Here is a 12230-nt window from a genome sequence, read left to right as displayed (position 1 = left end):
CCCTCTTTCTGAGTGCGGTCGGCCGTTTCCTGAAGCCTCTACCGCTACCGCGACCTCATCCTGAGGAGCGCATTTGTGCGCGTCTCGAAGGATGGGCGGCACACGCCGGAGCAAGCGGCCCATCCTTCGAGACAGCGCTTTGCGCTTCCTCAGGATGAGGCAATGTTGTTGCCTCGGGTGCATTTTTCCGTTTTCTCCGACACTTGCTGCATGCCGGACCGGATACGAAAATCCCGGCAGACCGTTTCATGGTCCGCCGGGAAAGGCTTCGTCTTACAGAGGTTTCTTCACCTTCTGAAGCATCAGGAAGAAGGACGGCTGCAGTTTGAAGTCTTCGACCGATGCCTTGGTGACGGCATTCTGTTTCCAGTTGGCGACAAAGACCCAGGGCGCGTCGTCGTGGACGATGTCCTGCATTTCCTTGTAGAGCTTGGCGCGTTCAGCCTGATCGGTTTCCTCACGGGCTTTCTCCAGGAGTTCATCCACCTTGGCATTGGAATAATAGCCGGAGTTGAAGCCACCCTGTTCCGGCATGGCGTCGGTGCGCAGGGCCAGGAACGGCAGCGTGTCCGGATCGTTTGTCATCCAGGCCATTTCCGCCATGGCAGCCTTGCCCTGAAGGCCCGGGTTCACCTTGCCGAGGAAGGTGTTCCATTCGTAGGTTTCGATCTTCACCTTCATGCCGACGGCCTGAAGATCAGCCTGGATGGCCGTGCCCATTGCAATCGGATCGAGCATGCCGGAACCGCCTTCGGTGACGTAGAAGGTGATCTCTTCGCCGTTGTATTCTGCTTCCTTCAAAAGTTCCTTGGCCTTTTCCGGATCATACGGATAGGGCTCCAGGCTTTCGTTGTAGGCCCAGGCGAACGCCGGTGGTGTCGGGCCAGCGGCAACGTCTGCAGTGCCTTGAAGGATGTTTTCTACCAGCGCCTTCTTGTTGATGGCATAGTTGGCGGCCTGACGCGCAGCCTTGACATCAAACGGTGCTTCGCGGGAGTTCAGGATCAGGAACCAGACGTGAGGACCGGCCTGTTCCAGCACCTTGAAGGTCGCATCGTCCTTGAACTGCTGAAGGCTGTCGGGCGGCACCTCAACCATCACATCCAGTCCGCCGGACAGCATTTCGGCGATGCGGGTGTTGGCGTCGGTGATGGGACGGAAGATCACGGCTTCCAGCTCAGGCGCACCATCCCAATAGTCCTCGTTGCGCACGGCAACCACCTTGGAGTTGGCTTCCCACTCTGCAAACTTGTAGGCGCCCGTACCGGAGGGGTGACGACCGAAATCCTTGCCGTATTGCTTGACGGCTTCGGGCGAGACGATCAACCCCGTCGGATAGGCAAGGTTCGACAGGAACGGCGCATAAGGGGCGCTGAGGTTGAAGGTGACGGTGTACTCATCATCGACAACGACTTGTTCAACCGTGGAGAAGAAGAACGCCAGCGGGAAGGGGCCCGTGTCGTGATAGGGGCTGTCCTCGTTCAACATGCGATCGAAGTTGAACTTCACGGCTTCGGCGTTAAACGGCGAGCCGTCGTGAAACTTGATGCCTTCACGCAGCTTGAAAGTGTAGCTCTTGCCATCGTCCGAAATTGTCCAGCTTTCGGCCAGGGAAGGCTCGACTTCCAGCGTGCCGTCCTTGTAGCGGACAAGTCCGTCATAGAGGTTCATCAGGATGCGGAAGTCGTTGACCGCCGTGACAGCATGCGGGTCGAGTGACTTGGGTTCCGCGATCTGACCGACGACCAGAATATTCGGTGGAGTTTGCGCCTGCACCTGGGGTGCAAAGGCGAGGAAGGCCGAGGCAAATGCCGCGGCTAGGAATTTTTTCATGACCATTCCCCTCGTTGTTTCTGAAGAATAATTAATCATGATAAATTGCAATGCTGCAATAATTATTTCATATTTATTTTCGGTCGAGGGTTGTACCTTCGACAATAAACAAGCGCTTAAGTGCTGATAAATAGAGGAAAACAAGAATGCCGCAGCATGACATCCGTATCGATCCAGAGCGCCTGAAAACGCTTCTCAACGGAGTGAATCGCTTCGGCTTTGTTCCCGAAACAGGTGGTTATACGCGGCCGGGTTTCTCCGGTGTCGACCTGGAGTGCAGGGAGTGGTTCGAAACCCAGATGAAGGCCGACGGGTTGCAGGTCTGGCGAGACGGAGCGCTCAATCTGTTCGGGCGGTATGGACCTGAAACCGGACCCTGTGTCATGGCCGGTTCGCATCTCGACACCGTGGTCAATGGGGGCGCCTTCGACGGCTCACTCGGTGCCTGCGTGGCACTGGAATGCGTGCGTGCGATGAAGTATGCCGGCATCACGCCCCAAACGGCGATTGAAGTTGCGGCCACGTCCGAAGAGGAGGGGCGTTTCGGCGGCATGCTGGGCTCTCAGGCCATTGCTGGCGCCATTACGCCGGCGTGGATCGAACAGGCCGTCGATGCCGACGGTATCCAGCTGCGCGATGCGATGACCGGTCTTGGCCTCGAGCCGATGGATATCCTGAAAGCCGCGCGGCCGGCCGGATCGATAAAGGCCTTTCTGGAACTTCACATCGAGCAGGGCCCCGTCCTGGAAGACGAGGGTTTGCCGATCGGGATTGCCGAGGAAGTTTCCGGTGTCTGCTACATGGAGCTGGAGCTCACCGGCATAGCCAATCATTCGGGCACCACGCCCATGCATTTGCGGTCTGATGCCTTTGCCGGTCTTTCAGAGCTTGCCGGAACGATTCCGGATCTCATTCACATGCATGGAACCGACCAGACCCGGTTTACCATCGGCCATGTCGAACTTTCCCCGAACCATCCGCACACCATACCGGGCCGTGCGGTCTTTTCGGTGATTCTGCGGGATACTTCCGAAGAGATTATGGTTGGTCTGAAATCGCGGTTCCTGGAAAGTGCCGATATCGTCGCCAACCGGCATCGTCTGACCTTGCGCAAGAGCGAGCGCAGCTGGTTGTCACCGGTCGCTCTTGATGCGGATCTTGCAGGCACGCTGGTCAGCCTTGCCGAGCGGGACGGTCTGCCAGCGCGGCGCATGCCGTCGGGGGCCGGGCACGATGCCCAGACAATGCAGTCATTCTGCCCTTCCGGACTTATTTTCGTTCCCAGCCGGGCCGGCATCAGTCATGCCCCGGAAGAGCACAGCGAGTGGTCCGATATCGAGAAGGGGGCCAACCTCATGTTGCAGGCCTTGATCGACCTGTCCGGCTGAGCCGTTCGCGGGTGCCTGCCGGCATCTGCGACTTTCGCCCTTTCATTGCCACGCGGGCTCGGCTAGGCTTTTCAAATGTAAAGCGTATCGTTCGCGGTGGCAGGCCGCTGAAAGTCGTGGAAACAGACGATCCCGTCCATTCGCTAAGGGGGTGCCATGGGAGCTCGGATTGCCGGACAAAAGGTCCGTGCTGCCTTCAGGTTCGCCGCGACGGCCGGACTGATATGCAGTCTTCCGATGTTGCAAGGATGTGCGCTGTCCGATGCACCGGTGCTCTTCCCCAAGGGGCCTGTTGCACTGGCGGAGCGGGATCTGCTTTTCACGGCATTCGGCATCATGATGATCGTGGCGATACCCGCTATCCTCCTGACGTTCCTGTTTGCCTGGCGGTACCGCAAGCGCACTCGGAACACAGCCGATTATGCACCTGATTGGGATGGCTCCTGGGGCATCGAGGCCGTTGTCTGGCTGGTTCCCGCTGCGATTGTGGTGGTCATCGGGACCATCGTCTGGGACGCAACCCATGAGCTCGATCCGTACAAGCCTCTGACGTCCGACAAGCCGGCCTTCAAGGTGCAGGCGGTGGCGCTCGACTGGAAATGGCTGTTCCTCTATCCGGAACTCGGAACGGCAAGCGTCAATGAACTCGCGTTTCCCGCAGACCGGCCGCTGACCATCGAGATCACCTCCGACACTGTCATGAATTCGCTCATGATTCCCGCTCTCGGCGGCCAGATCTACGCCATGGCGGGCATGAGATCCGAAATGAACCTGCTTGCCGATGGTCCGGGCACTTTCACCGGCCGCAATACCATGTATTCCGGTGACGGATTTTCCGACCAGCATTTCAAGGCATATGCCATGAATGAAGCGGATTTCGCCACCTGGAAAGAAAAGGTGGCAGGCGCCGCAGATGTCCTGGATGCCAAGGCCTACGTGGACCTGCACAAAAAGAGCGTTGCCGATCCGGTGCGATACTATTCGTCTTTCGAGACGGATCTCTTTTCAATCATCCTGCGCAAATACGCGCCGATTGTCGGCCCTTACGAAAGCAAGGCCGCCGAACTTATCTGCCGGGGGGCTGCCTGATGCTTGGACGTCTGACTATCGAGGCCCTGCCGTTCTATTCCTGGGTGGCCATGGGCGGGGCGGCAGTCACCGTCGGGGGCGGGATTGCCGTCTTCCTGCTGATCACGTGGCTACGGGCCTGGAAAGTGCTCTGGACTGACTGGCTGACCAGCGTCGACCACAAGAAAATCGGCATCATGTACGTGGTGCTGGCGTTGGTGATGCTGGTGCGCGGCTTTGTGGATGCCTTGATGATGCGGGCGCAACAGGCTTTCTCGCTGAATACCGAAGGCTATCTGCCGCCGGAACATTTCGAGCAGATCTTTTCCTCCCACGGCACCATCATGATCTTTTTCGTGGCCATGCCGTTCCTGACCGGGCTGATCAACATCATCGTGCCGCAACAGATCGGCGCGCGGGATGTGGCCTTTCCGTTCCTTAATTCCGTCAGTCTTTGGATGACGGCGGCCGGCGCGGGACTGGTGCTGATATCGCTTGTGGTCGGCAAGTTCTCTCAAGCTGGCTGGACCGGGTATCCGCCTTATTCCGGTGTTGAGTACAGCCCGGGTGTCGGGGTCGATTACTGGTTGTGGGCACTGATCACCAGTGGGGTGGGCAGTACGCTTTCAGGCATCAACTTCATCGTCACAATCGTGAAGAACCGCTGTCCGGGCATGACCTTCATGCGCATGCCGATGTTCACGTGGACGAGCCTGTGCGCTTCCATCCTGATTGCCTTTGCCTTTCCGGCATTGACGGTGGTCGCAGGGCAGTTGACGCTCGACCGGACGCTTGGGTTCCATTTCTTCACCAACGGCGATGGCGGCAACATGATGATGTTTGCCAACCTGCTGTGGATCTGGGGCCATCCGGAGGTTTACATCCTTGTCCTGCCGGCCTTCGGCATCTTTTCCGAAGTGGTGGCCACATTCTCGCGCAAGCGGCTGTTCGGTTACACATCGCTGGTCTATGCGACCGCCTGTATCGCACTCCTGTCCTTCACGGTCTGGCTGCACCACTTCTTCACGATGGGGTCGTCGGCCGACGTCAACGCGATCTTCGGTATTGCGACCATGATCATTGCGGTGCCGACAGGCGTTAAGATCTTCGACTGGCTGTTCACCATGTACAAGGGCCGGATCGAGTTTCACCCGTCCATGGTCTACACGATCGGCTTCATGGTGACCTTCGTCATCGGCGGTGTGACCGGGGTTCTTCTGGCGATACCGCCGGCCGATTACCTGATGCACAATTCCACCTTCCTGGTGGCGCATTTTCACAACATGCTGATCCCCGGGGCCTTGTTCGGCTATTTTGCCGGGCTGAACTACTGGTTCCCGAAAGCTCTGGGCTTCAAGCTCGATACCAAGTGGGGCATCAGGTCCTTCTGGTGCTGGATCATCGGTTTCTATCTCGCGTTCATGCCGCTCTATGTGCTCGGATTCAAAGGCATGAGCCGGCGGATGGAGCATTATGCCGATCCGAGCTGGCAGCCTTATCTGATTGTCGCGGGGATTGGGGCCTTGTTTGTCCTTTGCGGCATCGCCTGCATTGCCATCCAGCTTTATGTGTCGGCCAAGACATGGGGGTCCGCCCGGGATATTACGGGTGACCCGTGGAATGGACGTACCCTGGAGTGGGCCACGTCGTCCCCGCCGGCAGCCTATAATTTCGCGGTTCTGCCAGAGGTGACCGACATCGACGCCTTCCACGACATGAAGATCCTGGGGCAGGCCTATCAGACACCGCAGCATTACGAAGACATCGTCATGCCGAAAAACACCTGGGTCGGCCTGGTGCTTGGCGCGCTGGCCTTCGGTCTCGGCTTTGCGTTCGTCTGGCATATCTGGTGGCTGGTGGCCCTGTGCTTCGTGCTCTCTCTCGTGTGTGTCGCCATCCGCGCTTCGGATGACAACAGCGATTTCGTACTGCCCGCTGCAGAGGTTGCGCGGATCGAGCGCGAGCGACTGGCGGAGATTTCTCCGGCCGACATGCATGACATGCGCGATTTTGTGCCACGCGGTGTTGCCTCCGGCGCACCGTTGACCGGAACGGTTTAGGGGAGAGGCCAATGTCTGCTGCAACCATTCTGGAAGAAGAACAGAAGCACGCCCTTCATTCGCGGGAGTTCGGTTTCTGGATCTATCTGATGACCGACGCAGTCATCTTCGCACTGCTGTTTGCCTCCTATGCGGTCCTTGCAAAGAACTCCGCCGCGGGGCCGACCTCGAAGGAGCTTTTCGATCTGGGCAGGACTTCGGTTGAAACCGGTTTGCTGCTCGTCTCTAGCCTGACCTTCGGGATGGCGAGCATTGCCCTGATGCACGATCAGAAGGGCCGTGTGGTCCAATGGCTTGTCGTCACCTTGCTGCTCGGTCTTGCCTTTCTGGGGATGGAGCTGAGCGAATTTTCGGGCATGATAGACAAGGGTGCCGGACCGGAGGTCAGCGGCTTTCTGTCCGCCTTCTTTACGCTGGTCGGAACCCACGGCCTGCATGTTGCCCTTGGCTCACTCGGCATCGTGGTGATGATCGCTCAGGTGCTGACCAAGGGATTGACGGCGCCGGTGCGCTCCCGGCTTACGCGGCTCGGGCTCTTCTGGCATTTTCTCGACATCGTCTGGATCGGAATCTTTTCGGTGGTCTATCTGCCGGGCGTTCTATAGGGGGCACTCATGAACCATTCCGCTGATCGCAGCCAGTCTACTTATCTGACCGGTTTTGTTCTTGCTGTCCTGTTGACCGCCATTCCCTTCGCTCTTGTCTGGGGTGGACTGCTTGTCGGCCCTGCGGTTTACGCGGTCATCGCCGTTGCTGCGGTGCTGCAGGTGATCGTGCATCTGGTGTTTTTCCTGCATATCGATTTGAAATCGACCCCGGTTGAAAACCTGTTTTTCCTGGTCTTTGCTGCAGTTCTCATCTTCATCATGGTGGGCGGCAGCCTCTGGATCATGATGGACCTCCATCACCGGATGCAGTGAATGTCAAAGGTGTAGCCGCCAGCCTAGGGCTGTCGGCCCCCATCAGACTGGAAGGAGACTGACATGACAGGCAATCGCTCCTTATTGGCTGGAAGCTTTCTTGCCGCCGGGCTCCTGCTGACGGGCTCGTCTAACGCATCGGCTGACTGCCAGGCCGACATCGACAAGGTCGAAAACGCAGTTGTCCACTCCGAGCGCGAGGGTATCGACATCACCGTTGCCGAGAAGATGCGCGCACTGCTCGAAGAAGCAAACAAGGAACGGCAGGCGGGCAATGAGGCCAAATGCCAGGAGCTTATCGACCAGGCAAAATACATCGGCGATGTGGAATGACGTGCGCTGTCCAGCCTTGTATTGATGATGAATAGCTTCTTGAGACGCAGTCACTGCGGCCGTTAAGTTGGTGCTCTGACGCTGATACCGTGCTGAGAATTGACCGTGATGGCCTTGCTTCAAATCCTTTCAATCGTGGCAACACCTTGCATTGCCATTGCCGTCGCAATCATAGCGTGGCGGCAATGGGAGACGGCTAGGCAGAAGCTGATGTTGGATCTTTTCGAGAAGCGATTAGGTGTTCTAACCACCGTCGAGAAGGCCGCCATGATTTTTTTGGCTGAAGGGCGTGCCAAGAATTACGAAGTGATCATTTTGCTTCAGGAGGCGAAGGACACCGCACACTTTTTGTTCGGACAAGAGGTCGCTGAGTATATCAAGCAGCTGAAATCTGCGGCCATACAGTCGAAGCTGGCGAGCGATTTCTATGACCAAGGAAACCCAAGAGGTAGAGACGTTGCGCAGGAGATGTTTGATGCAGTCACGTTCATCGCAGAAGCGAGTGAGAACATGCGCGCCTTGCTGGAGCCATATCTAAAAATGGATCAAACGTTGCCTGGTGCAGACCGCAAAACAGGCCCTCAGTTTAAATAATCTGAGGCCAAGTGAAGTTGCGCGCTGCAAAACATGCGTGGTTTGCCTGAAGCAAACGGCAAGCTTGTGGCTAGAGAAAGCCATGTGACAAGAATGAGCCGTGGGAGGAAAAATGGTGCCGGCAGCAGGATTCGAACCCGCGACCCCGAGATTACAAATCACGTGCTCTACCAGCTGAGCTATACCGGCGCCGGGAAAGGCTTCTACCAGATTGGGCGCGCTTGTCCATGCCCTGATCTGCATTTTTCGATTCTGATTCCAGAAAATCCCCTAAACCCCTCAAATTATTTCGAAAACCCGGTAGCCGCTGTGGATAGAGTGGTTCTTGTCCGTGATTTGCCTTCTGCTGCAATGGCACCGCGAAGGCCCGATTCCACAAAACATTCTGCTTTTTCCAGAAGCCGAGATGCAAAAGACAAACGCTTCGCCTCCGTCGGGGCGGCATTGGTCGAGAATCGTGAAGGTTTGAGTCTTTTCTGAATCTTCGGGGAAAGCGCTGGTGCTGCACTTTAGGAGCTGAACATATAATTTTGCCAGCGGACCAGGGACAGACAGGCAAATTGCCGTTGCCGGTGGCAGAGACAGCGGGCTTTCGAGAGGTGTGTTGATTCACCATGCGAGCGTGGATGGAACCGCCTTGGTCTGGTGACACGCCTGATCCGGTTCGAGGCAAGGCTTGCGAGCAAGACAGCCAAGTGCCATGCGAACGCTGTGCGGGGTAACCTCAAGCGAAAGACATCTAGAAAGGGAAGGGGGACTTACAGCCCCATCTTCATCCGCGCTACATAGAGCGACAGAACAGCAGCATTGGAAACATTGAGCGAGCGAATCTCGCCTGGCATGTCGAGGCGGGCCGTCAGGCCGCAGGCTTCGCGCACACCCTGTCGCACGCCTTTGCCTTCCGAGCCGAGCACCAGAACGGTTCTGTCGCCGAACGGCGTTTCTTCAAGACTTGCCGGGCCGTCGCTGTCGAGGGCAATGCAGGAAAATCCCTCTTCTTTCATCTCGGCGACGAAGCGGGCCATGTTTTTCACCCGGACATGTTTGATCATGTCGAGCGCCCCGGAAGCAGATTTCGCCAGAACGGAGCCTTCCTCCGGTGCATGGCGTTCTGTGGTCACCACAGCATCGGCATCCAGCGCGACGGCGGAACGCAGGATTGCCCCGACATTGTGCGGGTCGGTCACCTGGTCAAGCGCCAGCACCAGCCGGGCACCCTTCAGATGTTCCGCGCCATAGGCGGGCAGGGGATCGGCTTCCAGAATCATGCCCTGATGAACCGCATCCTTCGTCACCATCCGGTCCAGAGCGCGCGGCATCATGGATTCAACGGGCACATCGATCTTCACACCGCGCTCTTCGAGGCGGCGAATGGCGTTGTCCGTTGCAAACAGCTTCAGGCGTTTGCGATCCTTGTTGGCAAAGGCAGCTTCCACCGTATGCAGGCCATAAAGCAGCACAGGGCCTTCCGGCGGCAGACCCGGACGGCGTGGTGCCGGTTTGCCACCGAATTTCTTGTTGCCGCGAAAGCCCGGCTTGCCGCCTGGGCGCGAAGGTTTCTTGTCGTCACTCATGGCGCAGCTCTACTGGCAAATTCTAAGTAGGGGAAGAGGGAGCTCAGTTGCAATCTTTCACGCTTTCCAATCGGTCTTCATTCTGGAAATGTTGTCTTCTGTTGTTTAGGTGTCTTTTGAGTGCTGTTCTTTATCCTTCGAAAGACATTGGCCGAGCAATGTGAATAAAGCTCCGGTAATTCCTGTTGAGAACAGGGATACGCCTAGTGACAATGAAAGATAGTAAAATATTGGCCAAACTTCGTTGCAATCGTGTCGACCGCAAACAAAGTAGCTGTCGTCCTCAATAGTGCCATCCAGCGCATCACCGCCTAATAATAAATAGAGAAACCCAAACAAAACAAAGCTGACCGCGGCGATAACATTCAACCAGGCGCCAAGGTTTTCCAACAAGGTTCCTAATTTTTTTCGCATGTAATCCTTTGAAGAACTAATTTCGTCGGTTTGATATCAGAAATCGTCACAGCCTGACATCAAGGTTGGCGAAGCGGTGCACAGTTGCTGTCATTCTTAGTACTATTTTGAAATTTCTGACGTGGGAACTTCATGAAGGCTTAAGGATCATGCAGCTGACGGTGCCGTGGGCGATCAGCTTGCCTGCAGCATCGCGCAGATCGCCTTCGGAGGTCGCCAGACGGGAACCGCGGTGGACGATCCTGCCTTCGCAGATCACTTCGCCACTCGTCTCAAGCAGCGGGCGAACCATGTTCACGTTGAGTGTTGTGGTGGTGTAATATTCGCCCGGTTGCAGAGTGGTATGGACCGCGCAGCTCAGCGCCGTGTCGATCAGTGTCGATATCCAGCCACCATGTACAGTCCCGAGCGGGTTCAGGAACTCGCGTGCGGGCAGGCCGGTGAAGACCGCCCGGCCTTCGGAAAATTCCTTCATTCTTATATTGGAGTGACTCATGATCGGCGGCGCGGGCAAGTCACCTGCCATCATGCGTTCGAAGATGTCCAAGCCGGACATGGTGGCGAAGGCCGCTTTGGGCAAAGCGCCAGGAGTGTGGGACTTGCCGTTTTCGGTCAGCGTGGAGGTGTCGCTCATGAGAGTGTCCTGAGTAGGAGGTTTAGCCGGGTTTAGATGAGGGGACGGTGTCAGGCGATGCCTTATCCTGACTTTCGAGAATGTGGACCGCTTTACGCAATGTGGACATCTGCGCACGCACGGCATCGGCCCCGTCCGGGCCCAGCAGGTCGCTGAGCTCTTTTTGAGCCTTGAGCCAGGTGCTGTGAATTTCGATCACCTTTGCTTCGCCGAGCGGTGTCAGAACCGGAAGCACCTTCTTACCGCCTGTTTCCTGCCGGCCTATCAGGCCGGCGGCTTCGAGTGGTTTGAGGTTGCGTGCCAGTGTCGACCGGTCGATTCCGAGAAAGCGTGCGATCTCAGCTGCCGAAGCTGCTGATCCGTCCGCGATGGCCGCCAGAAGCTGTGCCTGTGTGAGTTCCAGACCGAGCGCTGCCAGGTGCCTGTTATAATGACGGGTCAGAAGATTGGCGGTGCGCCGGGCTGCGTGACCGAGGCAGGTTCGACCCATATGCTGAAAATCGATATCTTGGAGCGAAGAGGACATTTGTTGTAGATACAACAAATTGAGAATCTGCTCAAGCTATGGCGTGCGTCGCACAGGTTTTCAGGGAGCTGCCGGGCGCAGTGGGCATTGCGAAAGAGGGCTCGGACGGATCTTGCCCGATGATGAAAGTTGTCCACAGGCAGACGAGCGCTTATCGCGGAATTTGGGCAAAACGCAGGGGAACCGTGACATCACAGCCATGCTGCGGCAATCTGGGAAAGCTGTCAGCCTTGGCAATCGCTCACGTTCGAAGCATCAGTTTCGCGCGTCCTGCTGATTTTGTTCATTTCTTTGTAAAATCGGCGTTGACAGGGCGGGGCCCTATCTGCATAACACGCGCCACGGGATTGCTCGCCCCTTCCGGGCGGGCTCTTCGGTAAGCCATCCTGATCGCTTCGGCGTGAAGCAGGACGAGATGGAGGAGTGCCCGAGTGGCTAAAGGGGACGGACTGTAAATCCGTTGGCTATGCCTACGTTGGTTCGAATCCAACCTCCTCCACCATCGTTCCTGGTTCTCTCGTTGTGCGGGTGTAGCTCAATGGTAGAGCAGCAGCCTTCCAAGCTGACGACGAGGGTTCGATTCCCTTCACCCGCTCCATCATGGGTGCTGATCGGAGTGTCCGGAACGGAAGGCTCTTTCGCCCGGAAATCCTGACAAGAAGTTCAACGGGAAGCAATTCGTCGCTCGCGGATCTGTCCATGGCGCCGGAAAGCGTCCCGCCTCGACCTAATTCGACCGAACCGAGTATTGGACAGAGAGCGACGCCGATGGCGAAGGAAAAATTTGAGCGCAACAAGCCGCACGTTAACATTGGCACGATTGGCCACGTTGACCACGGCAAGACGACGCTGACCGCAGCAATCACCATGACGCTGGCTGAAACCG

14 protein-coding genes and 3 tRNA genes are annotated in these 12230 nt (G+C 57.1%); 11 read left to right on the top strand and 6 right to left on the bottom strand.

What is annotated here, in order from left to right; genetic code table 11:
• Positions 1-273: 273 nt before the first annotated feature.
• On the bottom strand, positions 274-1833 hold the full coding sequence (locus AC2A6O_RS11480; RefSeq protein ID WP_498927129.1) for an ABC transporter substrate-binding protein: 1560 nt from the start codon (positions 1831-1833) through the stop codon (positions 274-276).
• 146 nt (positions 1834-1979) lie between these two features.
• On the opposite strand from AC2A6O_RS11480, the gene AC2A6O_RS11475 reads away from it, so the two are divergent.
• The 7 genes from AC2A6O_RS11475 to AC2A6O_RS11445 all read left to right on the top strand — a co-directional run bounded on the left by AC2A6O_RS11475 (position 1980) and on the right by AC2A6O_RS11445 (position 8196).
• Positions 1980-3221: a Zn-dependent hydrolase gene (locus AC2A6O_RS11475; protein WP_498927127.1), complete on the top strand. Its 1242-nt coding sequence runs from the start codon at positions 1980-1982 to the stop codon at positions 3219-3221.
• Between the two features lie 237 nt (positions 3222-3458).
• Positions 3459-4310 (top strand): ubiquinol oxidase subunit II, encoded by an 852-nt coding sequence (gene cyoA, locus AC2A6O_RS11470; protein WP_498927125.1) that lies wholly within the window; start codon positions 3459-3461, stop codon positions 4308-4310.
• On the top strand, positions 4310-6349 hold the full coding sequence (cyoB, locus tag AC2A6O_RS11465) for a cytochrome o ubiquinol oxidase subunit I (RefSeq protein WP_498927123.1): 2040 nt from the start codon (positions 4310-4312) through the stop codon (positions 6347-6349). The genes cyoA and cyoB overlap by 1 nt, the downstream gene beginning before the upstream one ends.
• Positions 6350-6360: 11 nt before the next feature.
• Positions 6361-6954 carry a cytochrome o ubiquinol oxidase subunit III gene (gene cyoC, locus AC2A6O_RS11460; protein WP_498927121.1) on the top strand — a complete coding sequence of 198 codons (594 nt, stop codon included), beginning with the start codon at positions 6361-6363 and terminating at the stop codon, positions 6952-6954.
• 9 nt (positions 6955-6963) lie between these two features.
• Positions 6964-7269: a cytochrome o ubiquinol oxidase subunit IV gene (gene cyoD / locus AC2A6O_RS11455; protein WP_148586587.1), complete on the top strand. Its 306-nt coding sequence runs from the start codon at positions 6964-6966 to the stop codon at positions 7267-7269.
• Positions 7270-7332: 63 nt separating this feature from the next.
• Positions 7333-7602, top strand: a complete 270-nt coding sequence (locus tag AC2A6O_RS11450) for a hypothetical protein (protein ID WP_498927119.1) — start codon at positions 7333-7335, stop codon at positions 7600-7602.
• Positions 7603-7707: 105 nt separating this feature from the next.
• The gene (locus AC2A6O_RS11445; protein ID WP_498927117.1) at positions 7708-8196 is read left to right on the top strand and encodes a hypothetical protein; all 489 of its coding nucleotides are present in this window, start codon (positions 7708-7710) and stop codon (positions 8194-8196) included.
• A gap of 113 nt (positions 8197-8309) precedes the next feature.
• On the opposite strand, the gene AC2A6O_RS11440 is transcribed toward AC2A6O_RS11445, so the two are convergent.
• Positions 8310-8385, bottom strand: a tRNA-Thr gene (locus AC2A6O_RS11440).
• On the opposite strand from AC2A6O_RS11440, the gene AC2A6O_RS11435 reads away from it, so the two are divergent.
• Positions 8359-8676 carry a hypothetical protein gene (locus AC2A6O_RS11435; protein WP_498927115.1) on the top strand — a complete coding sequence of 106 codons (318 nt, stop codon included), beginning with the start codon at positions 8359-8361 and terminating at the stop codon, positions 8674-8676. The two genes, AC2A6O_RS11440 and AC2A6O_RS11435, sit on opposite strands and share 27 nt — an antisense overlap.
• A gap of 278 nt (positions 8677-8954) precedes the next feature.
• Here AC2A6O_RS11435 and AC2A6O_RS11430 read toward each other — a convergent pair whose 3' ends face one another.
• From AC2A6O_RS11430 to AC2A6O_RS11415, 4 genes are all read right to left on the bottom strand, one after another.
• Entirely contained in the window at positions 8955-9770 is an 816-nt protein-coding gene (locus AC2A6O_RS11430) for a TrmH family RNA methyltransferase (RefSeq protein WP_498927113.1), read from the bottom strand.
• 105 nt (positions 9771-9875) lie between these two features.
• Positions 9876-10160, bottom strand: a complete 285-nt coding sequence (locus AC2A6O_RS11425) for a hypothetical protein (protein ID WP_498927111.1) — start codon at positions 10158-10160, stop codon at positions 9876-9878.
• A 154-nt stretch (positions 10161-10314) separates the two neighbouring features.
• Positions 10315-10818: a PaaI family thioesterase gene (locus AC2A6O_RS11420; RefSeq protein ID WP_498927109.1), complete on the bottom strand. Its 504-nt coding sequence runs from the start codon at positions 10816-10818 to the stop codon at positions 10315-10317.
• A 22-nt stretch (positions 10819-10840) separates the two neighbouring features.
• On the bottom strand, positions 10841-11308 hold the full coding sequence (locus tag AC2A6O_RS11415; protein ID WP_498927107.1) for a MarR family winged helix-turn-helix transcriptional regulator: 468 nt from the start codon (positions 11306-11308) through the stop codon (positions 10841-10843).
• A gap of 453 nt (positions 11309-11761) precedes the next feature.
• Between AC2A6O_RS11415 and AC2A6O_RS11410 the strand changes: the two genes are divergently transcribed.
• The 3 genes from AC2A6O_RS11410 to AC2A6O_RS11400 all read left to right on the top strand — a co-directional run.
• A tRNA-Tyr gene (locus AC2A6O_RS11410) sits at positions 11762-11846 on the top strand.
• A gap of 22 nt (positions 11847-11868) precedes the next feature.
• Positions 11869-11942: transfer RNA gene (locus AC2A6O_RS11405), tRNA-Gly, on the top strand.
• 170 nt (positions 11943-12112) lie between these two features.
• Positions 12113-12230, top strand: a 118-nt coding sequence (locus AC2A6O_RS11400) for a GTP-binding protein (protein ID WP_498927975.1), incomplete at its 3' end; no start/stop codon positions are given.

It is taken from the genome of Labrenzia sp. ATLA3, assembly GCF_057180185.1.
Note: the sequence above shows the minus strand (reverse complement) of the source record. Positions and strands in the feature narration are given on the sequence as shown.

Excerpts from the sequence above, each read along its gene's own strand:
- AC2A6O_RS11480 (WP_498927129.1), bottom strand. The coding sequence starts at position 1,833 with ATGAAAAAATTCCTAGCCGCGGCATTTGCCTCGGCCTTCCTCGCCTTT.
- AC2A6O_RS11475 (WP_498927127.1), top strand. The coding sequence starts at position 1,980 with ATGCCGCAGCATGACATCCGTATCGATCCAGAGCGCCTGAAAACGCTT.
- cyoA (WP_498927125.1), top strand. The coding sequence starts at position 3,459 with ATGTTGCAAGGATGTGCGCTGTCCGATGCACCGGTGCTCTTCCCCAAG.
- cyoB (WP_498927123.1), top strand. The coding sequence starts at position 4,310 with ATGCTTGGACGTCTGACTATCGAGGCCCTGCCGTTCTATTCCTGGGTG.
- cyoC (WP_498927121.1), top strand. The coding sequence starts at position 6,361 with ATGTCTGCTGCAACCATTCTGGAAGAAGAACAGAAGCACGCCCTTCAT.
- cyoD (WP_148586587.1), top strand. The coding sequence starts at position 6,964 with ATGAACCATTCCGCTGATCGCAGCCAGTCTACTTATCTGACCGGTTTT.
- AC2A6O_RS11450 (WP_498927119.1), top strand. The coding sequence starts at position 7,333 with ATGACAGGCAATCGCTCCTTATTGGCTGGAAGCTTTCTTGCCGCCGGG.
- AC2A6O_RS11430 (WP_498927113.1), bottom strand. The coding sequence starts at position 9,770 with ATGAGTGACGACAAGAAACCTTCGCGCCCAGGCGGCAAGCCGGGCTTT.
- AC2A6O_RS11420 (WP_498927109.1), bottom strand. The coding sequence starts at position 10,818 with ATGAGCGACACCTCCACGCTGACCGAAAACGGCAAGTCCCACACTCCT.
- AC2A6O_RS11415 (WP_498927107.1), bottom strand. The coding sequence starts at position 11,308 with ATGGGTCGAACCTGCCTCGGTCACGCAGCCCGGCGCACCGCCAATCTT.